This window comes from Arenibacter sp. S6351L, assembly GCF_023016025.1.
Taxonomy (GTDB): Bacteria; Bacteroidota; Bacteroidia; order Flavobacteriales; family Flavobacteriaceae; genus Arenibacter; species Arenibacter algicola_B.
Genome location: NZ_JALKBB010000001.1, coordinates 259,684 through 282,925 on the forward strand (window position 1 = coordinate 259,684; position 23,242 = coordinate 282,925).

16 protein-coding genes are annotated in these 23,242 nt (G+C 40.9%); 8 read left to right on the top strand and 8 right to left on the bottom strand.

Annotated elements, in window-relative coordinates; genetic code table 11:
- Nucleotides 1-164: 164 nt before the first annotated feature.
- From MWU82_RS01080 to MWU82_RS01090, 3 genes are all read left to right on the top strand, one after another.
- On the top strand, nucleotides 165-3,137 hold the full coding sequence (locus MWU82_RS01080) for a SusC/RagA family TonB-linked outer membrane protein (RefSeq protein ID WP_215947718.1): 2,973 nt from the start codon (nucleotides 165-167) through the stop codon (nucleotides 3,135-3,137).
- Nucleotides 3,138-3,155: 18 nt separating this feature from the next.
- Nucleotides 3,156-4,436 (top strand): RagB/SusD family nutrient uptake outer membrane protein, encoded by a 1,281-nt coding sequence (locus MWU82_RS01085; RefSeq protein ID WP_247094925.1) that lies wholly within the window; start codon nucleotides 3,156-3,158, stop codon nucleotides 4,434-4,436.
- 201 nt (nucleotides 4,437-4,637) lie between these two features.
- Nucleotides 4,638-4,988: a nicotinic acid mononucleotide adenyltransferase gene (locus tag MWU82_RS01090; protein ID WP_247094926.1), complete on the top strand. Its 351-nt coding sequence runs from the start codon at nucleotides 4,638-4,640 to the stop codon at nucleotides 4,986-4,988.
- Nucleotides 4,989-5,306: 318 nt separating this feature from the next.
- Here MWU82_RS01090 and MWU82_RS01095 read toward each other — a convergent pair whose 3' ends face one another.
- Genes MWU82_RS01095 through MWU82_RS01110 form a run of 4 tightly spaced genes read right to left on the bottom strand, consistent with a single transcriptional unit; the run spans nucleotide 5,307 to nucleotide 11,992 of the window.
- A complete protein-coding gene (locus MWU82_RS01095; RefSeq protein WP_247094927.1) occupies nucleotides 5,307-8,801 on the bottom strand; it encodes an efflux RND transporter permease subunit in 3,495 nt (1,164 codons plus the stop codon).
- A 7-nt stretch (nucleotides 8,802-8,808) separates the two neighbouring features.
- On the bottom strand, nucleotides 8,809-9,978 hold the full coding sequence (locus MWU82_RS01100; protein WP_215947722.1) for an efflux RND transporter periplasmic adaptor subunit: 1,170 nt from the start codon (nucleotides 9,976-9,978) through the stop codon (nucleotides 8,809-8,811).
- Between the two features lie 22 nt (nucleotides 9,979-10,000).
- Nucleotides 10,001-11,341, bottom strand: a complete 1,341-nt coding sequence (locus tag MWU82_RS01105; protein ID WP_215947723.1) for a TolC family protein — start codon at nucleotides 11,339-11,341, stop codon at nucleotides 10,001-10,003.
- Nucleotides 11,342-11,386: 45 nt separating this feature from the next.
- On the bottom strand, nucleotides 11,387-11,992 hold the full coding sequence (locus MWU82_RS01110; RefSeq protein WP_215947724.1) for a TetR/AcrR family transcriptional regulator: 606 nt from the start codon (nucleotides 11,990-11,992) through the stop codon (nucleotides 11,387-11,389).
- Between the two features lie 160 nt (nucleotides 11,993-12,152).
- Between MWU82_RS01110 and MWU82_RS01115 the strand changes: the two genes are divergently transcribed.
- Complete coding sequence (locus MWU82_RS01115) at nucleotides 12,153-13,127, top strand: polyprenyl synthetase family protein (protein WP_247094928.1); 975 nt, start codon at nucleotides 12,153-12,155, stop codon at nucleotides 13,125-13,127.
- Between the two features lie 40 nt (nucleotides 13,128-13,167).
- Here the strand turns inward: MWU82_RS01115 and MWU82_RS01120 are convergent, their stop codons facing one another.
- The 4 genes from MWU82_RS01120 to MWU82_RS01135 all read right to left on the bottom strand — a co-directional run bounded on the left by MWU82_RS01120 (nucleotide 13,168) and on the right by MWU82_RS01135 (nucleotide 20,726).
- Nucleotides 13,168-16,578 (bottom strand): HEAT repeat domain-containing protein, encoded by a 3,411-nt coding sequence (locus MWU82_RS01120; protein WP_247094929.1) that lies wholly within the window; start codon nucleotides 16,576-16,578, stop codon nucleotides 13,168-13,170.
- A gap of 72 nt (nucleotides 16,579-16,650) precedes the next feature.
- Nucleotides 16,651-17,793: a lycopene cyclase family protein gene (locus tag MWU82_RS01125; protein WP_247094930.1), complete on the bottom strand. Its 1,143-nt coding sequence runs from the start codon at nucleotides 17,791-17,793 to the stop codon at nucleotides 16,651-16,653.
- Between the two features lie 135 nt (nucleotides 17,794-17,928).
- Nucleotides 17,929-18,417: a thioredoxin family protein gene (locus tag MWU82_RS01130; protein ID WP_247094931.1), complete on the bottom strand. Its 489-nt coding sequence runs from the start codon at nucleotides 18,415-18,417 to the stop codon at nucleotides 17,929-17,931.
- Between the two features lie 5 nt (nucleotides 18,418-18,422).
- Entirely contained in the window at nucleotides 18,423-20,726 is a 2,304-nt protein-coding gene (locus MWU82_RS01135; protein ID WP_247094932.1) for a TonB-dependent receptor, read from the bottom strand.
- 79 nt (nucleotides 20,727-20,805) lie between these two features.
- Between MWU82_RS01135 and MWU82_RS01140 the strand changes: the two genes are divergently transcribed.
- From MWU82_RS01140 to MWU82_RS01155, 4 genes are read left to right on the top strand one after another with little or no spacing between them, the layout of a single operon-like run.
- Nucleotides 20,806-21,468 carry a metal-dependent transcriptional regulator gene (locus tag MWU82_RS01140; protein ID WP_215947730.1) on the top strand — a complete coding sequence of 221 codons (663 nt, stop codon included), beginning with the start codon at nucleotides 20,806-20,808 and terminating at the stop codon, nucleotides 21,466-21,468.
- On the top strand, nucleotides 21,465-22,286 hold the full coding sequence (locus MWU82_RS01145; protein WP_142190254.1) for a ZIP family metal transporter: 822 nt from the start codon (nucleotides 21,465-21,467) through the stop codon (nucleotides 22,284-22,286). Before MWU82_RS01140 ends, MWU82_RS01145 begins: the two co-directional genes overlap by 4 nt.
- A gap of 45 nt (nucleotides 22,287-22,331) precedes the next feature.
- Entirely contained in the window at nucleotides 22,332-22,763 is a 432-nt protein-coding gene (locus MWU82_RS01150; RefSeq protein WP_215947731.1) for a hypothetical protein, read from the top strand.
- Between the two features lie 33 nt (nucleotides 22,764-22,796).
- On the top strand, nucleotides 22,797-23,210 hold the full coding sequence (locus MWU82_RS01155) for a DUF2141 domain-containing protein (RefSeq protein ID WP_215947732.1): 414 nt from the start codon (nucleotides 22,797-22,799) through the stop codon (nucleotides 23,208-23,210).
- The last annotated feature ends 32 nt before the right edge of the window (nucleotides 23,211-23,242 follow it).

Sequence of the window (23,242 nt, forward strand, 5' to 3'; positions counted from 1 at the left end):
ATCTAAGAAAAGGCAAATGTAAGAAGTAATAGGGTAAGCTGAAAAAAATATCCGCAATTGGGAAATTATGAATATGTATTACAAAAATTTATCAAATTCTAATTTTTTTTAGAGAATATTAACAAAACTTACTTTGGTATATAATTCTAACGAAACTTACTAATATGAAACAGAAATTATTTAAGAAGAACATGTTCTTATTTTTCTTAATGGCGCCTCTGCTGTTATTGGCTCAGGATGTTGTTAAGGGAAAGGTAACAGACTCAGGTCTTGGAGATCCACTTCCTGGGGTAAATGTTGTTATTAAAGGTACTTCAACGGGTACTACTACGGATTTTGATGGTAATTACGAAATTTCAGTAAATAATTTTCCATCCATTCTTGTGTTTTCCTCCTTGGGGTATGCCTCAAAGGAAATGCAGGTAAGCAGTCCAACTACTTTAAATGTTACTTTGGACGAATCGGCAACGGGTTTGGAGGAGGTTGTGGTGACTGGTCTGGCCACCTCGGTAAAACGAAGTAATGCGGCCAACGCTGTAGCTTCCGTATCTGCCGACGAGCTAACGGGTAGGACGCCGCCTCAAACTTTGGATGGTGCCTTGGCCGGGAAATTTGCAGGTGCGCAAATTACTGCCGCATCTGGAGCACCTGGGGGCGGGATGTCCGTAAAATTAAGAGGTGTAACCTCCATAAATGGGCAGGGTCAACCGCTGTATATTATAGATGGTGTATATGTGAACAATAATAGCGTATATGCCGGAGGGTTAAACGAAATTTCCAACGCTGCAGGTGGTGGGGCTTCCTCCACCGATTCACAGGATAACGCATCTAACAGAATTGCTGACATTAATCCAGACGACATTCAAAATATCGAGATACTTAAAGGGGCTTCTGCTTCCGCTATTTACGGATCTAGGGCAGCGGCCGGTGTAATTATTATCACAACCAAGAAGGGGAAAGCTGGGAAAACAAAAATAAATGTTTCACAAGCCTTAGGGTGGAATGAGGCTGTAAACTTGCTTGGACAAAGAAATTGGACCTCCGCCTTGGCAGAGAGTGTTTTTGGAGAAGGGGCCTTATATACTGCTGCTGAATCTGCAGGGAGATTAAGGGATTATGAAAAGGAGATATATGGGGAAAAAGGATTTATCACCAATACTAATGTCAGTATTTCAGGTGGGAGCGAAAAGACCTCTTTTTTTGGGAGCTTTACCAATAATGAGGAGGATGGAATTGTTAAAAGAACTGGAGCCTCCAAACAATCTCTTAGGTTAAATGTTGACCATAGGATAACAGACGATATTAAATTATCCTTGACCGGAAATTACCTGAAGTCCAGTGCTGATAGGGGATTTTTTAACAATGACAACTCCAATACTACCATAGGGGTTTCCCTTTTGTTTACTAGACCTTGGGACTATTTGCTTCCCGATGCGGATGGTAATTATCCTGATCACCCTGCTAACTCTTCCAATCAAATTCATACCCGTGATGTCATGACAAATAATGAATCTGTAAGCCGTTTAATAGCAGGTGGGGCTTTGGATGTTAATTTATTTAGAAATGAAAATCAGAGTTTGAAAATGATTTTAAAGGCTGGTGTTGATACCTATACCCTAAAAACTACAGTTTTTTTTCCAAGGGAATTGCAGTTTATGAGTCCAGCCGTAGGGGGAGTGGATGGTTTGTCCTCAGACGGTACTACCCAGAATACCGATGCTAACTTTTCGGGTTTTTTGGTACACAATTTCCGGACAGATAATGAACTTAGCTTTACCACCCAAGCTGGTGTTACCAATGAACAATTTTCCCAAAATACTGTTAGGGTTACATCAACGGGCTTAATAGCTTCTGAACAAAACGTGGATCAGGCGGCCAATGTTAAAGTAGATCAATTTAGGTTGGAGCAGGAAGATGCCGGTTTTTTCGTTCAGGAGGAAATTAATTACCAAGATAAGATTGTTGGAACCTTTGGGGTAAGAGGGGATAAATCTTCCAACAATGGCGATGCCAATAAGTTGTTTTACTATCCAAAAGCATCGGTTGCAGCAAATATTCACAACTTTGATTTTTGGAATCTTGAGGCAATGAATCAATTGAAGTTGCGGGCAGCTTACGGGGAAGCAGGTAACTTTGCTCCAAATGGGGCGTTATTTACAACGTATATCAACTCTTTGATAAGTGGAAATGTAGGGATTATTACCCCTGCAACCCTTGGGGATCCCTCCATACAGCCAGAAAGACAAAAGGAGTTCGAAATTGGTTTGGATGCCGGATTCTTTAAAAACAAGGTAACCCTGGAATTTACTTGGTATAATAAAAAAGTTGAAGATCTTATTCTCCAAGCGGACAATGAACCATCCTCGGGTTATACCTTCCGATGGGCCAATGCCGGTGCCCTGCAAAATAAAGGAGCTGAAATTGGTTTAAACGTTAACGCTTTTGATTCGGAAAATTTTTCTTGGGATTCCGGTATAATTTGGTTTAGAAATAGATCGGAAATAACGAAATTAACTGTTGCTTCTTTTGATACCCAAGGTTTTGGTACTGGTTTGGGAACGTTTAGGATAGAAGAAGGTAAAAGTGCCACCCAGATTGTTGGTAATGACGAAAATGGTAACGTTGTGACATTGGGAGATGCCGAACCCGATTTTCAAATGTCCTTCAATAATAATTTCAAGTACAAAGATTTTACGCTATCATTTTTTTGGCACTGGAAGAAGGGGGGCGATAATGTAAACCTCAGTAGGCTGCTCTCGGATTTTGGTAACACTAGTGCCGATTACGATAAGATGAATTTGGATCCATCGGGTGCCTTGAACAATGGGGATTATAGAAAAAGTGCTTTTGGCGCGGGTTTTGCCGACCCTTTTGTGGAAGATGCATCTTATTTAAAACTAAGGGAGATAGGTTTGTATTATAACCTTCCGGAAAACACGCTCCAGAAACTATTTAATGGGAATGTTTCCAATGTAAAAGTTGGACTTTCCGGACACAATATCATCAATATTTTTGATTATAATAGCTATGATCCAGAAGTTTCCAATTTTGGTTCGGCTGCTGCAGGGATAGGAATTGAAGTAGCACCATTTCCATCGTCCAAACGATTTATGTTTCACTTGTCAATTGGACTTTAATAATTAAAAAAAAATAATATGAAAATCGCAATTAGAATAAAAGTTCTATTAATGACCATAATCGGATTTCTGGTTTTTGGTTGTACTATTGAAGATGGGAAAGATCTGAATGGACCGGAAACCGCATCTATTTCGGAGGGAGTATCCAGACCGGAACTGCCTCAGGTGGTATCTGGAATTTTAGCCGATATGAGAGATCGATTGAATACTCAGATAGATGTTATTTCTGTAGTAGGAAGGGATTATTGGAGACATCAGAGTTCCGACCCCAGATGGACCGGAGATCTTATGACTGGTGTATTGGATGACAATGCCTTTTATCTTACAACCCCATATGCCGCCAGATATGCGGTAGTGAAGGAATGTAACCTTTTGTTGGAAGGATTGGAGAACACTACAACAGATTTTTCCGAAGCCGAGAAAGGGGCTATTAGGGGATTTGCCAATACCATAAAAGCGCATGAATTGTTGACCGTGTTAAACATGTTATATCAAAATGGAATACGTACAGATGTTGCCGATCCTGATAATTTGGGAAGCTTTGAGGGCTATGATGCCGCTCTTACCTCCATTTTGGGATTGTTAAATAGTGCCGCCACTGATTTGGCAACTGGTGGGGATGTTTCCCCAAATACTTTGGGGGTATCCTATTTGGAATTTAATAGAGCGTTGACAGCTAGGGTAGCCGCTTATCAAGGAAATTATTCATTGGTACTAAGTGCTTTGGACGATTCTTTTATGGACTTCGGGGGAGACATGTACTTGGGAGCTTATTACCAATTTGCCGCAGCGGGTTCGGATGAGTTAAATCAGTTATTTTTTGCCAAGAATTCCACTGGGGCCAACGCTAGAATTGCACATCCAGATTTTGTTAATTCAGCGGAGGCAGGGGATAATAGGTTGGATAAGGCAGTTTTAAGAACGGATGGGCCACTTAATATTGCAGATTTAACTCCTGGTACCCACGATGTATATATTTATGAGTCCAACACGGATCCTGTGGCAATGATCAGAAATGAGGAGCTTATTCTTTTATATGCCGAGGCTAATATGACAGATAACCCCGGAGAAGCGGAAATGGCGATCAATGTTGTTAGAAATGCTGCTGGACTTGGCCCTGTTGTTCCTGGCAGTGTAGATGAGGACAGGCTTTTGTACGAACGAAGATATTCGTTATTTGCCGAGGGTCATCGCTGGATAGATTTAAGGAGGTTTGATAGACTGGATGAGTTGGTAATAGATAGGGCGGGAGACAATAGGGTAACCCAATTTCCTATACCACAGAATGAAGGCCAATAATTTGGTGATGTAACACAGCAATTTATAGATAAAAGCAGAAACTCCCTTTAATAGGGAGTTTCTTTGTTTTATAAACTTCTTAAACACAAGTGTTTAATGTTTCAATGTAAATTTAATGTTAACTAAAGGTTTCTTTTTCGTAAAATATATGTATCTTTAATTCGTTAAGAGATAATAGATAAACATAAAATCCCAAATAAAATGAAAGGAATAACACTAGTTTTTGCACTAATATTTGCGGTTGTAATCAACGCACAAGATAAAAAACCTGTTTTTGAACAAGATGGTGAAATGTTAAAAGCCACCTATTACCATGACAATGGGGTAGTTTCCCAAGAGGGACATTTCCTAAACGGAAAACTGCATGGGGAATGGAAGATGTTTGGTGAGGATGGAAAGAAAATAGCCATGGGTGAATATACCGAAGGAAAGAAAACTGGGAAATGGTTTTTCTGGGATGCTAAAAAATTAAAAGAAGTGGATTTTGTTGACAGTAAAATTGCCAATGTTACCGAATGGAATAGCGTAGGTCAGTTAGCGATCAATAAATAATGAAATTATTTTTTCAATAGGAAACCTGGCGAATATCGCCGGGTTTTTTTGTTTTGGATCATGGCGGAATTGGTTGTAGAGCGGATTGTTCATATATGGGAGGATGCTTTAGGGATTTAGCAGTACGTGCAAACCTAATACATTGGATTTGCCTTTAGACAAGTTTTGCCGAACAGCTACATGGGCCCATCATATTTAAGATAAGTTCTTGGGATATTTCCAAAACAGGACGGGTATAGTTAAATTAAGTAACGAATACTGAAAAAAAAAGGAGCCTGTTAATTCAACAGGCTCCTTTTTTTTTTGATTGCAAATAACCTAGGCAGCAGCTACTTCCTTAGTTTTTGTCTTACTACCACCACTGCCCCTAAGGGCTATTTTAATCCTGTAGGTAATATTAAATAATACAGGAACAATGATCAATGTTAGGAAGGTGGCCACTATCAACCCAAATATTACAGTCCAGGCCAAAGGACCCCAGAACACCACGTTGTCCCCTCCCACATATATGTGCGGATTAAATTCTGAAAATAAGGCAAAGAAATCGATATTTAAACCGATTGCCAAGGGGATCAATCCTAAAACAGTGGTGATTGCCGTTAGAAGAACCGGTCTAAGCCTGGCTTTTCCCCCCTTAATGATGGCTTCTGTTGCATCTTCCCTCGTTAATAGGGCTTTATCATCCATACCTAGCTTCACCTTCCTACGGTCAATAAGAATCTGGGTATAGTCCAAAAGAACCACTCCATTGTTCACCACAATACCGGCCAAGGAAATTATTCCCATCATCGTCATCATAATCACAAAAGACCATCCGGTAATCATTAGACCTCCAAATACCCCTATAAAACTTAGGAAAATAGCAATCATAATGATCAATGGCTTGGAAATACCGCCAAACTGAAATATCAATATCAACATAATAAGGCCTAAACCGGTGAAAAATGCACCGACCAAGAACATCATCTGTTTGTTTTGCTCTTCAATCTGTCCGGTATAGTCAATTTTAATATCGGTAGGAAGGTTTTTAAATTCTTCCATTTCCTTTTGTATCTCAGCTACAATGGCCGCCGCATCCGTAAAACCAGGTTGTAGTCCGGAATATACGGTAACCACACGCTTATTGTCCCTGTGCTTAATGGCACTAAAGGCCGAAGTATTTCTTTCGGTGGCCACGGCAGAAATAGGAATTTCCTTGATTTTACCCGTAGATTGGTCCCTAAAAATGATATTTTGGTTGAAAAGGGCGCTTTTATTATATCTTAAATCTTCACTAAAGCGGACATTGATATCGTAATCATCCCCATCTTCCTTAAAAACCCCAGCTTTTTCACCAAACAGAGCCCTTCGCAATTGGTTCCCCACCTGGCCTACAGAAACTCCTAGCTCACCAGCTTTCTTGCGGTCTACGTTAACCTGCATGGAGGGCTTGCTCTTGTTTACGTCAATTTTTATTTCTTCTATACCAGCGATATTTTTGGTATTGATAAAGTTTCTAATATCCTCAGCGGTATTGATCAATTGGTCGTAATCTTTCCCTTCCAATTCAATGTTAATAGGATAACCGGCTGGTGGGCCATTGGCCTCTTTTTCCACGGAAATGGCTACACCGGGATAAACACCGCTTAGTCCGGCCTGAACTTTGGCACGGATGTCCTCCGTGTTTATTCCTCGCCTATATTTAAATTCGCTGAAGTTGACCGTGATTTTGCCCTTATGGGGCATTTCGGCGGAAGAACCTCCATCGGCCAAGGGGTTACCGGCGCCTTCACCGACCTGGGATATGGCCGTGGTCACAATAAAGTTTTCCCCATTGTGAAAATAGGCCTCGTCATTGACAATGCTATAGACCTTTTTTTCAATATCAAGGGTAATTTCATTGGTCTTTTCTATGGCGGTACCTTCAGGGTACTCTATATAGACATATATTTCATTGGGAATATTGTCCGGGAAGAATTCTATTTTGGTTCTCCCACTACCTACAGACATGCCGAAAAGCATAAACACCACAACCAAAAGCATAGCCGTAATTCCAAAATACCAGTATACATTCTTTCCCCTTAAGGCATGTATCAATCTTTTTTCATACCAGTTTTCAAAACGGGTCATGGTATTTTTTTGAAAGCGAAGGGCCCATTTCTTCAGTACATATTTGTAAATCCAAAACATGGCTGCCGTTAAGATCATGACAGAGCCCAATCCCCTCATAGCTCCTCCGAACAACAGGATCAATAACCCAAGACCGCCCATAACAATACTGATGCGAACCAGCTGTTTTCTGGTCAATTCTTTTTCATCAGTATCCATAAAGTTAGATACCAGCATGGAGTTCATAAATATGGCTACAAACAGGGAAGATCCCAATACTACCGACAAGGTAATTGGAAAATAGATCATAAACTGTCCAAATATTCCGGGCCATAGTCCTAGGGGAACAAAGGCTGCAACAGTGGTAGCCGTAGAAATAATAATGGGAAAGGCAATTTCACCGATTCCTTTTTTCGCTGCTTCAATACGGGGCATTCCTTCATCCATTAGACGATACACGTTCTCTACCACAACGATACCATTATCCACCAACATTCCCAATCCCATAATCATTCCAAATAGAATCATGGTATTAAGCGTGTAGCCCAACCAGGACAGGATCATAAAGGACATAAACATGGACATGGGTATGGCAAAGCCAACGAAAAGGGCGTTGCGGAACCCTAAAAAGAACATAAGCACCCCTACCACCAGAATAATTCCGAAAATAATATTGTTGACCAAGTCATCTACCTGGTTAAGCGTTCTTGTAGAGGAATCATTGGCAATGGAAATGTGAAGATCGGGAGGGAAATAGTTGGCCTTGGTGGTCTTTACTATTTCCTTAATTTGATCTGATGCCGATATGGCATTTTGGCCTGCACGTTTTTTAACATCCAACATCACAACGCTTTCCCCAAATTCCCTGGCATAGGTAGTTTTATCCTTTTCGTCAAAATGAACGGTAGCGATATCTTTTAAATATACTGCCCCGTTATCCGATTTTACTACAAAATCGTTGAGTTGGCCGGGGTCTTCTATCTCTCCCAATATGCGTATGGTACGCCGTTGGCCACCAATCTTTAAATTCCCTGCGGACATGGTCATGTTACCATTGCCAATGGTCTGCATTACATCGTCAAAACTAACCTTGGCCGCCATCATTTTATAGACATCTACCGCAACCTCCACTTCTTTTTCCTGAGCTCCGCGAATGTCGGCTTTTTTTACTTCTGGGAGATTTTCAATTTCGTCCTGTAGGTATTCGGCATATTCCTTTAATTTTTCTACCGGATAATCGCCGGTAAAGTTGATGTTCATTATAGGAACTTCTTCGGAAAAATTTAGGTCGAACACATTGGGTTCCACTTTGGCTCCGTTAAAGGTGGGCCAGTCTTCACTTGCTTTTTCACCATCAACCTCATCCTTTACCTTTTGTTTTGCCGCTTCTACTGTAATTTCTTCGTCGAACTCAACGGTGATAATGGAATAATCTTCCTGTGAGGTGGAAATGATTTCCACAACATTGCTAATATTCTTTAATTCATCCTCCAAAGGATCTGTTATCAACCTTTCTATATCCTCCGCTGTATTACCGGGATAGGGGGTGCTTATATAAATCTTGGTCTCTATGATCTCTGGGAAGTCTTCCCTGGGCATTGCCAAATAGGAGGAAAAACCGATCCATAGGAAGATACCGATCATTACATAAATAACTGATGGGTTATCTATTGCCCAAGACGATAAACTAAATTCTTTGTCTGCGTTTTTTTGTAGTTTGCTCATGGACTTTTTAGTTTAATACTTTCACTTTTTGACCATCCTTGACGCTTCTAGCGCCTTCTTTAATAATGTGGTTTCCACTACTGATTCCTGAAAGAACTTCCACGAAACCATTTTGGGTCTTCCCTGTGGTGATGATTTTCTTCTTTACTATGGCCTCATTTTCGTCATTCAGTTCTTCGGCCACATAGGCATACTGCTCTCCATCGGCATTTTCGGAAACAATACTTTGTGGAATTAGAATGGCATTTTCACTGGTGTAGTCGTTCAATTGTACCTTGGCGCTCAAGTTGGGCTTAATGGTACCTGTCTTGTTGGGTACTGGAATTTCTACAGTAAATGATCTGTTGCCAGGATTAATAAAGTTTCCTGTTTGTCTAATATTGGTCATAATACTATCGCCTAAAACAGGGAAATATACTTTGGCTTCCTTGCCATTTTTTATGCTTCCCAAATAGGTTTCCGGTACTTCCACTACAATGTACATGTCGGAAAGGTTCACTATTCGGAAAACTTCGGATCCCGGACCAGGGGCAACCACTGTTCCTTGGTCTTTGATAACATCGTCTATTATTCCGGAAAAAGGGGCCCTAATAGTGGACTTTCCTAATTGACTTTCCATTTGTTTAACGGCATTTTCGGACGCTTCATAATTGGTCTTTGCCTGTAAATACTGAATTTCAGAACCTATTTTTTGTTCCCACAATCTTTTTTGACGTTCAAAGGTGGTTTTGGCCAATTGCGCCTGAGTTTTTAATTGCTCCAGTTGACTGCCCATACCGCCATCATCTATACTGGCCAGGATTTGACCCTTAGTTACTTCTTGTCCCTCTTTTACATAAACTTTATGCAGGACGCCTTGCATCTCCGGATAGATCAGCACATTTTGTTTCGTTTTTACGTCGCCCTGTAAATCCAAGAAATGGTCAAATTTTTTGGGATCGGCTATAATGGTGGTAACAAGGGGAAGGTTTTCATTTCCGCTCATTGATCCTATAACCGAATCCAGTTTTTTCATTTCAGTTTCCAATACTTTTTGTTGCTCGAAAAGTTCACTTTTTTTGGTGCGCAAAGCATTTAGGTCCCCTCCTGAGATAAGGTCGTCCACAGTTTTTTGGTTGTCGTTTCCGCAAGAAACCAATAGGGTCCCCAGTGCGATTATTTGAAATATTTTGTTCATAGTTATAAATTCTAGGTTGATGTTATAGTTTGCTGTTAAGTACCGTTTCCAAGGTTGTTTTGTTATTGATTACCTCTACCATGGATTGCAAGTATTCCTGCTGCGCATCATAGAGTTGTGTCTGTGCCTGCCTAAGCTCAAAGCTAGTGGCAAGTCCTTCGGAGTATTTTATTTCGTTTTTCTTTTCAATACGCTCGGCCAAGGCCAAATTATCGCTTGCCGTATTATACTGTTCAATAGAAAAGAGGTAGTTGCTCTTGGCTGTTTGGTGTTGTAGGCGAATATTTTGTTCCGTCTCGGATTTCTGTGTTCTTGCTTTTTCAAGCGCAATTTTTGCCCTTGCGGTCTTGGCGCTCCTTCCCAGGGAACTGAAAATAGGGATGCTCAGGTCAAATCCAAGAATAGAGGAATCAAACCATTCCGAGTCGTTGCCCAAAAAATTAAACTTATCACTATAAGAAGTGCTGCCATAATTTACAAAGGCATTTAAGGTTGGCAAGGCCAAACTTTTTTGCAGTTTAAGCTCCAATTCCCTTTGTTGGTTAAGATTGTCAACTATTTTAAAATCTATATTGTTGTCCAATACCAGTTCTTCTTCCAAAAGATCCAAACGTATTTGTGCCTGAGTCAAATCGGACAGATTCTCCTTTAGTTTGGTAGGAGTATCTATATCCAGTCCCATAATTAGATTTAACATTTGCAGGGTAATGGACTGAAGTCGCAAGGAGTTTTTTAACTGATTATCTACCGAGGATAGGGTAATCTGCAATTGCTCCACACTCTCCTCATCGCCTAGACCATTCTCGAAAAGCTTTTGGGTTTCAAATAAATTTTTCTCCAAATTCGCTTTGTTCTTTTCTAGAATGGATATGCTTTCCTGTGATAAAAGCACATTGCCATAGGCTTCCACAACAGATTTACGTACGTCCAATTCCGTCTTTTCCTTGTTATTGTCGCTGTAGGCAATAAAGGCTTTAGTGGCTTGAACGCCCACGATATAGGAGCCATCAAAAATTTGTTGTTTTAGGGTAGCGGTGGCACTGGCAGTTTGTGGCTGACTAAAGACTATAGGGATAAAGGTTCCCGGTTCCTGCCCTATCAATTCACCTGGTAACAGGGAGACAGGTTGCTTTAATTGGTTCTGATAACTAACGGCCCCGTTAATTTGGGGAAGTCCTGTGGCAATAGTTTCCCATTTTTGTTTTTGGGCATCCAAGAGATCTCTGTCCGCATTAATGGCTCCATAGTTATTTTCCAGGGCGAAATTAATGGCTTCCTCCAAGGTGAAGCTATAAGTTTGTTCCTGGGCGTAGGACCAAGTAGCTGTAAATAGCACCATTAGTGCTAAAAAACTATTTTTCATAAAATTGGGTTTAAATTTTTTTGATAGGGTCATTTAACTTCTTATTTAATCCTGTGTCGAATTGATTATATCATTTAGTATCTTTCTACCCTTTGGTGTTACAATTCCACGCAAATGATATTCAAGAAAATAATCCTGTAATTCTTTTGACGAGAAATTGCCTTGCGGGAAAAAGCGTTCATCCTTAATACAGGCCACACCAGAAATATAGATTCGAGACACGAATTCCACGTTTAAATTTTCCCTGTAAATTCCCAGTTCCAAACCTCTCTTAATATTGTTTACTGTACATTCCTGCATAAGCTCGTATTGCTTTTTTCCAAGGTTGTCAAATATTTTGGGATAGTATTTTTGCAATTGATATTGGGGGGAAGATTTTTCATCCTTCAATTGTGAAATGACAAACTTTTTAATGTCGTACAATTCCTCAATAGGATTCTTGCCACTTGAACATATAAAATCTATTCCTAAATTAATCTGATTCAAAAGGCCGAAAGTACATTCCTGTACCAACTTTGTCTTGTTTTCAAAATGAGTGTAGATCGTTTTTTTTGATATCCCCATTTCATTCGCCAAATCATCCATGGTAACACTTTTGAACCCAAGGGTCAAAAACATATCCGTTGCCTTTTCTAAAATTTTTTCCTTCATAGCGTCGGCAAAGATAATAGTGGAAACTTATAAAACAAAAAAAGTTTCCTAAGTTTTACGTTTTCTTAATATTTTAGTCCAAATCTTTCTTTTTGCCTCGGAATTTGTTTCCCTATGGTAAGTGATTGCTTTTAATGTATTTTTGAAGAAAATTGCCATTATGCATAGTATTGAACAATATAGGTCCGAGTTTTTGGCCCATATGGAGAAGAAAGTGAAAATTAAGGAACCTGTAAATCTTTATGAGCCAATTTCCTATATCCTAAATTTAGGGGGGAAACGGCTAAGACCGGTTTTAACATTGATGACCACTGATATTTTTGGAGGCGATTATAAAAAAGCTTTGGATGCTGCATTGGCCATAGAGGTATTTCACAATTTCTCTTTGGTTCATGACGATATTATGGATGAGGCACCCTTAAGGAGAGGGAAACAGACGTTGCATAAAAAATGGGACCTAAATACCGGCATTTTATCCGGGGATGCCATGTTGATATACAGTTATCAACTTTTGGAAAGTTATCCTGCCATGACTTTTAAGAAATTGTTGCAGGTCTTTAGTCAAACCGCTTTAGAGGTTTGTGAAGGGCAACAATACGATGTGGACTTTGAGAGCAGGGAAGATGTTACTATTCCGGAATACCTGATCATGATCCAGAATAAAACTGCGGTATTGGTGGCAGCTGCTATGAAAATGGGAGCCATTATTGCTGATAAGCCGAACGTTGTACAAGATTTAATATATGATTTTGGAAAGAACCTGGGTATTGCGTTTCAGTTGCAGGACGATTATTTGGACGCCTTTGGGGATCCCAAGAGTTTTGGCAAACAGGTTGGGGGCGATATTATTGAAAACAAAAAGACCTATTTGTATTTGAAAGCCTTGGAAATGGGAAATTCTACCCAAGCACAGGAGTTGGAACACTTGTTTTCCATTAAACCAAAAGATCCCACTGACAAAATATCCACAGTAAAGCAATTGTTTGAAGAAGCTGGAGCAGTATCCAGAACTATTGAAGAAATAAAAAGTTATACCGATAGGGCCTTCACAACCTTGGAAATGCTGAACCTGGAACCTGGGAAAAAGGAAAGATTAAGGCAGTTCGGTACTGCCTTAATGAATCGCGAGGTTTAAGGTGCCATAGAGACCATATGGGATCTACTTTGGTATTAGGTTAATCCTTTTTCAAGTTGGCCAAAAATTCGATCACATCCCTTATTTCCCTTTTAGACATTATTGTCCCCATGGGAGGCATCCCTGAAGCCATATTTTGTCTTTTGTCTATTCGGGACAAAGCAATTTCCATGGGTTCCGCATCCGAAGTTTTTAGTATAAGTTCATCTTCGGTTTCTTCCTCCAATATTCCCGTAACCAATTGTCCGTCCTTTAGGGTAACGGTAACCATTCCATATCCTGGCGATAAGCGTGCACTAGGATTTATCAAGGCCTCAAGAAGTTGTTCCCTGCTTAAAATGTTACCTATATTGTCCAAAGCCGGACCCACCGCTCCACCGGCACCGCCAAGGGCATGGCATCTAACGCACTGTCCGGCAGAATTGGTGTTGAAATACTGATAACCCGCTCTTCTATTTCCCCCGTTAAGAGTCTCGGTATAGGCTTCCAAACCGTCTCCATGGGCTTTTAGTTTGTCCAATTGCGCAATAAGCTCTTCGGATTGGGTAGCCTCAACAGCCTCTGTTAAATCCAAGATAACACTGTTGGAAAGCTTTTTATTATTCCCCTGTTTTATAAGGGAGATTAATACGTCCTTACTTTTTTCTAGGGGCATTTCTCCCAGGACACTCAACATCTTCTGTTGCTCCACAATGGATCCACTTTTAAATATAGGTTCTACAATGGCGGGAAGCTTTTCTTTGGGGAGATCTAACTGTGTTACCAATCCTACCGCTACAGTACGGACATCCCTATCTTTATCGGCCATGCCTATCTTCATAGCCTCCTCTATTTTGGTGTAATTTAGGTCCCCTAGCGCCGCCAACATGGCCGAACGTACCTCTGGAAAAGGATGGCTTTTCATAATCTGTGCCATTTGGGCATTATACCCTTCTATCTTCAATGAGCTTATGGCCTTGGCTGTAGCTACCAAAATGTCCGGGTTTTTATCTTTTAAGAAGTCGGGAATATACTTTTCTATCTTCTGCTTTACTACAATGGCATCCCTGTTGATCTCGCCCCTGTAGCGGCCATCTACCCTATCCAATACGGATGGGGAGGCCCAAGTACCAATGGCTGCCAATGCCTCGCCTCTAAGATTACTTGAAACGGATTCTCTTTTTGCAAAGTTGATAAGTAGGTCCAGTTCCTTCTCGCCACCAACCCTAAGAGCAGCATTGATACTTCTGCGCAACAATGGTTCAGAGGTAAATCTTTCCTCTTTCAACAAGGAGGCTAAAGCTGGCAAGGCTGGTTCAATAGACCAATCGTCGTTTATTGCCCTTGCGGCCTCGGTAACTATGTATTCATCCGAGTCCCTTAAAAATAGGGCTAACTGTTCATTCTGTAGTCGTCTCAATACCAATACCGCTGCAATGCGCAAACTTCTGTTTTTGCTGTCGGCCAAGGCAATTATCGGAGCAGTTTCCCCTATTCTTGCCAGCGCCAATACCCCGGCATGTCTTAAATATAGATCTTCGTCATTATTAGCTTCCAACATTGTTAAAAGCGGCTGAACCGCATTTTTTTCCGCAATTCTACCTAGGGCTTGGACGGCAAAGAAACGGACCCTGGCATTTTGGTGTCCTAGTAGAGCAATTAAATCGGGCCCTGCATTATTATATTTTACATCGCCCAAGGTTTTGGCAGCCTGTGCTATTATTTCCGCATCACTGTCATTTAAAAGACCCATTAGTGATTCGGCCCTTTGCAAATTTTTTCTTGCCAATTGCCCTATTCCCCAAATGCCGTGTACCCGGGCCAATTGGTTTTGCTTTTGTGAGATTGCCGCTGTAAAGGCTTTTAGACCCTTGTTGTCCCTATTGGCCAATTCGAACTGTGCCTTTTGTCGAATACGCATATCGGGATAGGATAGAAATTGGGTTAATTTATCCACGCTTTGATCCGTATAATCCAGGGTCATTAGTCGCTCTGTCTCTTTTCTTTCCGCCTTCAGGTCGTTTTTGTTCCCAGCCACATCCAACTTCCAGACCCGGCCGTAATTTTTGGTGTCCCAGCCGTTCATCCAATCTGCAATATATAGTGCCCCATCAGGAGCGAAACGAATTCCTGTGGGTAGAATTCCGCTTAAAATATCTTGTTCCTTATTCAGTTCAAAGGAGGCCCCTTTCGGTTTAAGGTCGAAACTCCATATGTGCGATCTACTTGGATTGCCAACAAACTCTACCAGAAAGAATTTATTTTTCCATTCCTTGCCCAATGCCGTGCCCGGGTTGTAGGCCATTCCTGTGGGACCATTATGAAAATTCATAATGGGCGGTATAATATAGGCGGCCTGACCTTCCCAATGTGGAACGAACAGTTTTTCATCCATCCAAACGTTGTACCCATTGTTTTTTGGATCGGTGTACTTGCCATATTGCCAGTTGGAGCGCCAACCTGCGTCCGATCCTTCCACAATATATACCAAGCGTTCGCTTTCTCCGCGGTGGTCCCCGTCATTATCCGCGGTAATAATATTGCCGTATTCGTCAAATACAAATTCGTGGGTATTGCGTACTCCCGCCGCAAAAACCTCAAAATCGCTTCCATCGGGATTGGACCTTACAATTACCCCTTGATTTGGATATTTATGATGTGTCCCGTCAGCGGTGGTAATATTAGCCCCTATATCGCCAATTCCCCAATATATTCTCCCGTCAGGACCTTCAATGGCGCCCGACATTCCATGCCCTCCAAAACCGATATGAACTCCATAACCATGGGAAATGGAAGTTTTATCGCTCATTATGCCATCTCCATCCTCATCGGTAATTCTCCACATATCCGGGGCTATACCTACGAACATATCATTTTTTCTAACCAATAATGCTCCGGCCACATCGGAGGTTTCTTTGTGAAAATCATTCAGAATTCTAGTGGCGACGTTAGCATAACCTCTAGCATTTTGGTCCTCCAATTTCCATATCTCCTCCTTTTGTACCGTAAGGTCTCTCCAATCGTGAATACTATCTTTATTTAGGTCTTTTAGCCATTCATTTTCTTTGCTTTTTTCGGTGGCGAAGGTTTCGTGTAAAAAGTTTTTTCTGTCTTCCACAGACTGCAGGGCAATGGACGGGGTCATCCAATGCCTAAAACCCCTGATATCGAATTCAGAATTTTTTTGGCGATTGGTCCTAGTCAAGTATATGTTGCCTTTGTCATCTACGGACATGGCCACTGGATCTGGAGCCAAAGAATCCGAAGCCCATAAGGTAAGGGTTAAGCCTTCGGCAACCTGTGCGGGAACGCTTTCCCTTATTTCCTTAAATCTGATCCGGGCGGTTGCCGTATCCTCTTTTATGACCAACAAAGGTTCCTTTGGTTGCTTGGGTTTTTTATCGCAGGAAATGGTAAAAATGCCAAAAAGAGAAACTATTAGGGCAATTCTGAGGGAGATATTGTTTCGCATGGGTTTAAATTGGTCTTAAAAAGAATAAAATATACGTGTATAAATCAATATTATAAAATATTGCTTGTTAAATTAAAATACCCGACGTATAAGGGCCTGGATAAATTCTTTTTTGGGGCAGGCCGCTATAATTTTTAAGTCTTCCCAAAGGCTGGTTTTTTCATCCAAAAATTTAAAGATATTTTGGGCTTTCCGTTGTTTGAACAGTTGTCCAAAAATTAACCTTCCCTTATTGTTGTTCCTATGGAGTATATCCAACAATAGTAGGTCATAAAACCAAAATCGGTCCTTTTTAAAAAAGGTATTTAGTGGTTTGTCTTTTTTCAAAAACGGGATTAAAGCTCCTGTTTTTTGATGTGTACGTATAAAGGTATAGCCCGAACTTGGCTTTGCCCATCCTCCGGCAATCCCAATATGCAAAATGTTTTTGCTGTTGTGGATGTTAAAATCATAACAGCTCATTGGGATGCTTCCTTTTTCCTTTTCTATTATTTCGTATTCTTTACAATTTAGATCATCCTTAAGATAGGATTTTATAGCCTCTTCATATTCTTGATCGGGAAGTACATTTTTGGAGAATAAGGTGTATTCCACCAAAGCTTCGGTTTCGGAAAATGGCAACACGTACATAAAGCGGGTGTTTCCTTTTTGAGGGATAGAAAAATCCATAAAAGTAGCCTGTTGACTATCAAAAACCGGTTTATCAGATTTTATAAACCACCCTATAAAATGTTGCTGTAGGACCGGGTATTTCTTTTGTTGCAACAGGGGCTTATAGTCGAATATGCTATTGAACACCTTTTTGCCGATAAAGGAATGGGAATCAGTGGTGACAATTACTTGGTTGTCCCTCTCCTCTATGTGGACAACATTCCCTTCCAAAAAAGTGATGTTGGGATGGTGATTTATTTTGTTGCGGTAAGTATGGTAAAAATCCTTTGCACGAAGCATCTTATATTTATAAGGTGCAATGGGAGTATGTTTGGAATATTCATTATCTCCTACAAAAATATGGTCCCAGATCTTATGTAGTATGGCATCAAAATTACCTTGGCCAATTTCCCAAAAACACCAGGTACGATCATTCTGTTTATTCCAATTTTTTTCCAACAACAGAATTGATTTCTGTGCGAAGAAATTATCTTTGCCCAAAGCATCTGCAAGTAACAAGCCAGAGGCCCCTGCGCCAATAATAATATAATCGTAGGTTGCCATGGAAATACGCTCTATTGTCTAGGAATTAAGCCGAGTTAATAAATGATATGACATCCATCATTAGGATGCAATCCAAAAGTACAAATTCTATTTATAGAACTTACATTTCCCTGAACGATATAAATTTAGCGGTGTTCAGGGCATTTTTTCCAGTATTGAGAGTAATTGTTCTGCATCCAGATACTGGAAATAGCGTGCTTGGGCAATAAATTTGGAATCCATCAAAACCATAGCGGGCAAGGTAAAGGGAGCATCTTTTCTACTGGCTAAAAGAAGCGGGATTTCGTGTATGGGATTGCGTTTATTGGCCCGCTTATTGATAAAACTTTGTTGCCCGAAAACTATGGTATCCGTTGTTTCCACATTCATCTTCACGGCATAATAGTCGTTGTTGAGTTTATGGATAACCTTAGGGTTTTTGAAAGCTACTTCATCCATTTTTAGACAGGGAGCGCACCAATCCGCATAAAAATCGATAAATACTTTTTTTGGATGCACCTTTAGGGAATCGTGCAATTGCTCAAAGCTGATCCATTGTATCCCATTCTTTACCTGGGCATATGTAATACCGGAGCCAACGTTAAATAGACAAACGAGTGTTAATAAGGTCAGCTTATTTTTCATGCCTATTACAATGATTTTATTCTTAGTCCAACAAAAACTGTCCTGGGTGCCCCCGGGCCATAAACGTAATTACTATCCCTATTTTTACCTAGGTCGAAATCGTCCTGATAAGCGTTGGTCAAGTTTTTTACCCCGCTGAAAACCTCCATACCGGTATCCATATTGGAAAATTCAAAATTGTACCCAAGCCTGAGACTCAGTTCCGTGAAAGACGGGGACCTGGTGTATTCATCCAGAGCCTGCCCGGTTCCTTCTCCACTAAAATGGACCAGTTCCATAGGACCTGTATATACTATATTGGCGCTGGCACTCAATTTTTTGGTGGGCGTATAGGTAAAGGTAGCGTAACCGTAATTATTGGGGGTTCTTAAAAATTCCCGTTTGGTTTCCAAGCCTTTAATATTCTCCAAGGCATCATCGAAGAGGCTGGATTGTAGGGTCAGGCCGGCATCGATCTGTAGCAAATAATCAAAATTAGCCCTTGTTTCCAGGGTAATGCCTTTTACGGTGGCACCGCTGCCATTTCTCTTTTCGAAACGTTCACCAAATTGGTCTTCCCCCAATGGGAAAAGATAAAAGGCATCATTTAGATGCGTATAAAATCCCTCCAAGGTGAACCCTGCAATAAAGTGTTCCCTTGCCTTGTCATAATTCACTGATGCCGTAAAACTGTTGGAGCGTTCTTCTTTTAGATTATCCGATAGGGATATGCGCGAAATGCCACCCCCGGCAAACGCAATGTGCAAATCGGTATCAAAGGCTTGAGGCGCCCTGAAACCTGTGCCCCAGCCCAGTCTTAATTGTGTCTCTTTCTTCCATTTGTACAGCAAGGAAAGCCTAGGGCTTAAAATGGCCTTGTCCAAGAGGTTGTGTTGGTCTATTCTAAATCCTGAAAGAAAATTTAAATCTGAAGTTATGTCCCAATCATTCTGTACAAAACCTCCAAGATTTCTTGTGGTCTGATCTATTTTGTAATTATAGGCTTCAATTATATCCAACACCTCGTCATATACATACTCGGAACCAAGGGTAAATACGGTCTTGCCCCCTAAAAAGGAGTTGAATCTATGATTGTACTGTGCCCCCCCTTGATGGGTGGTAACATTGGATATGCCATAGGGAGGGTCCGCATAAAACTGGCCCAATTGGGGTTCCTCGTCCGGTATGATGCCGGTATAATGATCGCGATCGGTATATTGACCCCCATAATAGAGTATCAAAGCACTTTTTTCTTCATTAAAATTAATCTGATAATCCAAACTGCCCATAAGCACGTTATGGGTCCTTTCTTCCGACTGCTGTGCCAAATGTGCGGGTTTATCCACTATCTCACCACCATATCGATATTCATTAATACTACTTATACTCGCTTCCAGTTTTTGGTTTTCTTGAGGGATATAAAAGAAATTGGTGCCAAAGGAATTGTTTTTTAGCTGTGGTAGCTCAGAAAAATTATCGCCGTTGGCATCATAGGTGTCACGGTCCCGCTTGCTGACAAAAAAGGTAGCTCCGGCATTTCTTTTGGTGTTGACTACAGTTGCATTTCCAACAAGAAGGTGGTCGTTACTGCTATTTCCCATATTTTGGTAAGTATAGGTGAGGGTATAATCGTTTTTCCTTGGAATCTTGGTCATCACGTTTACTGTCCCCCCAATGGCACTGGATCCATACAGGGCCGAGACGCCTCCTCGGACTATTTCAATGCGTTCTATCATATTGGTAGGAATTTGCTCCATGCCATATAAACCGGTAAGAGGGCTAAAAATGGGTCTCCCGTTGATAAGGATTTGGGAATAGCCTCCTTGTAGTCCGTTTATGCGCAATTGGGTGTAATTGCAGGTTTGGCAATCGGTTTCAATACGTAGGCCAGGTTGAAATCTTAGGCCTTCGGAAAGATTGGTTGCCACTACATTATCCAATGTTTTGCTATTGATCAAATTTACGATTACAGGAGAGTCCGTACGTCTTTTGTCTGTCCGGGTACCCGTTACCACTACTTGTTCCAACCCCATTACATCTTCATCCAATTGAAAATTTAGTTGCAAGGGAAGGGAGTTGTTTAGCGTAACTACTTTTTCCACGGATTTGTATCCTATGCTTTTACATACCACGGTATAGGTTCCAAAAGGGGCCTCAAGGATATACTTCCCGGCTTCATCAGTAGTGGTACCTAGCTGGGTGCCCTTAAGTTGTATTGTGGCCCAGGGCAAAACCTCCCCATCGGAAATGACCGTACCAACTAATGTTCCGGTTTGCGAATAAAGGTTTAAAAGGGGTAAAAGAAGACTTGCCAACAATATATTTTTCATCAATTTAAATTAAAATTTAGACAAATCTAAAAATTTGTTTTTATAAATAAAAATGTATTTTTGTGTAAATAAGTATTTAATGACACGTTCGGAAGAAAACTATATTAAGACTATTTTTCATTTAGGAAGAAAGGGCACCCAGGAAGTAGCCACCAATGCTATTGCTGAACTAATGGAAACCAAACCTTCTTCGGTTACGGATATGATCAAGAGACTGTCCGAAAAGGACCTGGTAAACTACAAGCGTTACCAAGGGGTTTCTTTGACTGCCTTAGGAAACAAAACGGCATTGAACATCATTAGAAAACATAGACTTTGGGAGGTATTTTTGGTGGAGAAGTTGGATTTTTCCTGGGATGAGGTGCACGAAGTGGCGGAACAGTTGGAGCATATTAAAAGTGATAAACTTATAGATAGTCTAGATCGGTTGTTGGCATATCCTAAGTTTGATCCACACGGAGATCCCATACCCGACAAGAACGGTGGATTTAAGGAAAGGGACAGGGAGTTATTGAGTGAAGTCCCCGTAAATACAGGAGGGGTATGTGTTGGCGTCAAGGATTCGTCCGCTACCTTTTTAAAATTCCTGGATAAGAACGGCATAGCTTTGGGGAACCAGATAAAGGTAATGGAGATAGAAGAGTTTGATGGTTCTTTGAATATTGAGATTGATGGCAGAAAAATGCAAATTTCACATGTCATTGCTTCTAATTTGTATATTAAAGCCAGTGATGAAATATGAAGGAGGTTATTGATTATTTTGAAGCAATTGACCCTATTTTGGCTGCTTTTTATGCCACCTTATTTACTTGGGGATTAACAGCTCTGGGAGCTGCACTGGTCTTTTTCTTTAAGACCATGAACCGTGCAGTGTTGGACGGGATGTTGGGTTTTACCGGAGGGGTTATGGTAGCCGCCAGCTTCTGGAGTCTTTTGGCACCGGGAATAGAAATGAGCCCTGGGGAGGGATTTGTAAAAGTAATTCCGGCGGCAGTTGGATTTTTATTGGGGGCATTATTTCTTTTTGGATTGGATAAGGTCTTGCCGCATTTGCATATCAACTTTAAGGAAAATGAAAAGGAGGGTATTAAAACACCATGGCATAAAACCACCTTGTTAACTTTGGCGATTACCTTGCACAATATTCCGGAGGGACTTGCCGTTGGGGTATTATTCGGGGGTGTGGCCGCAGGATTTGACGGGGCTACTATTGGCGGTGCCGTGGCTTTGGCCCTGGGGATAGGCCTCCAAAATTTCCCGGAGGGTTTTGCTGTTGCCATGCCATTGAGAAGACAGGGGCTAAGCCGAAGAAAGAGCTTTATGTTTGGTCAGGCCTCTGCTTTGGTAGAACCCATTGCCGCAGTGTTGGGGGCTTGGGCCGTTCTTACATTTCAGCCCATTTTGCCCTATGCACTTTCTTTTGCGGCCGGTGCAATGATATTTGTGGTGGTGGAAGAAGTAATTCCGGAAACGCAACAGGACAAGTATACGGACATTGCCACTATGGGTTTTATAGGAGGTTTTATAATAATGATGGCACTGGATGTTGGACTTAGTTGAAATGTTCTATTTTTTATAAATTAATCGTCTATCTTCACTAATAATATGGGAAAAACTGAAAAAAGACATTGGTTGCTCAACTTGCTTATTGTGGTCACAATAATTGTTGTGGCCCTAGCTTTTACGGCACATTACAAAAATTGGGTAAAGACAGAAAAGGAGGAGCTGGAAATATTGTCCGGAATATATTTCGTAAAAATACCATATGCCGATATGGATAGTGTTACTATGGTGGAAAAGATACCTTCTATGGAGCGCATCAATGGTTTCTCTGTTAAGGAAAGGGAAAAGGGCGTTTTTAAGGAGGATAGCCTAAGTACGAACAAAGTATATGTTTATGTAGATAAACTATCCCAACAAAAGATCAGGTTGGTCTATAAGGATTCCATGAAATTATTTTTAAACATGCCCGATAGTACCGAAACCGAGCTTATGTATCAGTTTTTGTCCAATAAAATTAATCCGCCCAAACAATAGATGTTGTATTTGGGTGTAGATTTTGCTGTAACCATGAAGAAATATAGTTGGCTATTGCTGTTTGCTTTTCCCTTTTTAGGGATGTCCCAACACAACCTTTCTGTAGAAGTACAGGGCGTGAAATCTTCTTTGGGGAATATAAATATTGCTATATATAATCGCTCCCAGGGATTTTTAAAATTCGAAGAGGTTTTTAAGGTAGACCGGATTGCAGCACAGGAGGCAACCACCAACTTCAAGATTATGGATCTTCCCAACGGGGAATACGCCGTTGCCATTTTTCATGACGAAAACGGAAACGACAAGTTGGATACAAATTGGTTGGGAATCCCCAAGGAATCCGTTGCCTTCTCCAACGCCAAGATCAAGGCATTTGGACCTCCCAGCTATAGGGAGTGTGCCTTTAATTTGAATAGGGACTTGGATTTGAAGATGCAGTTCAATTAGGAGATATAGTTTTAACCTTTGTAATAACAGTT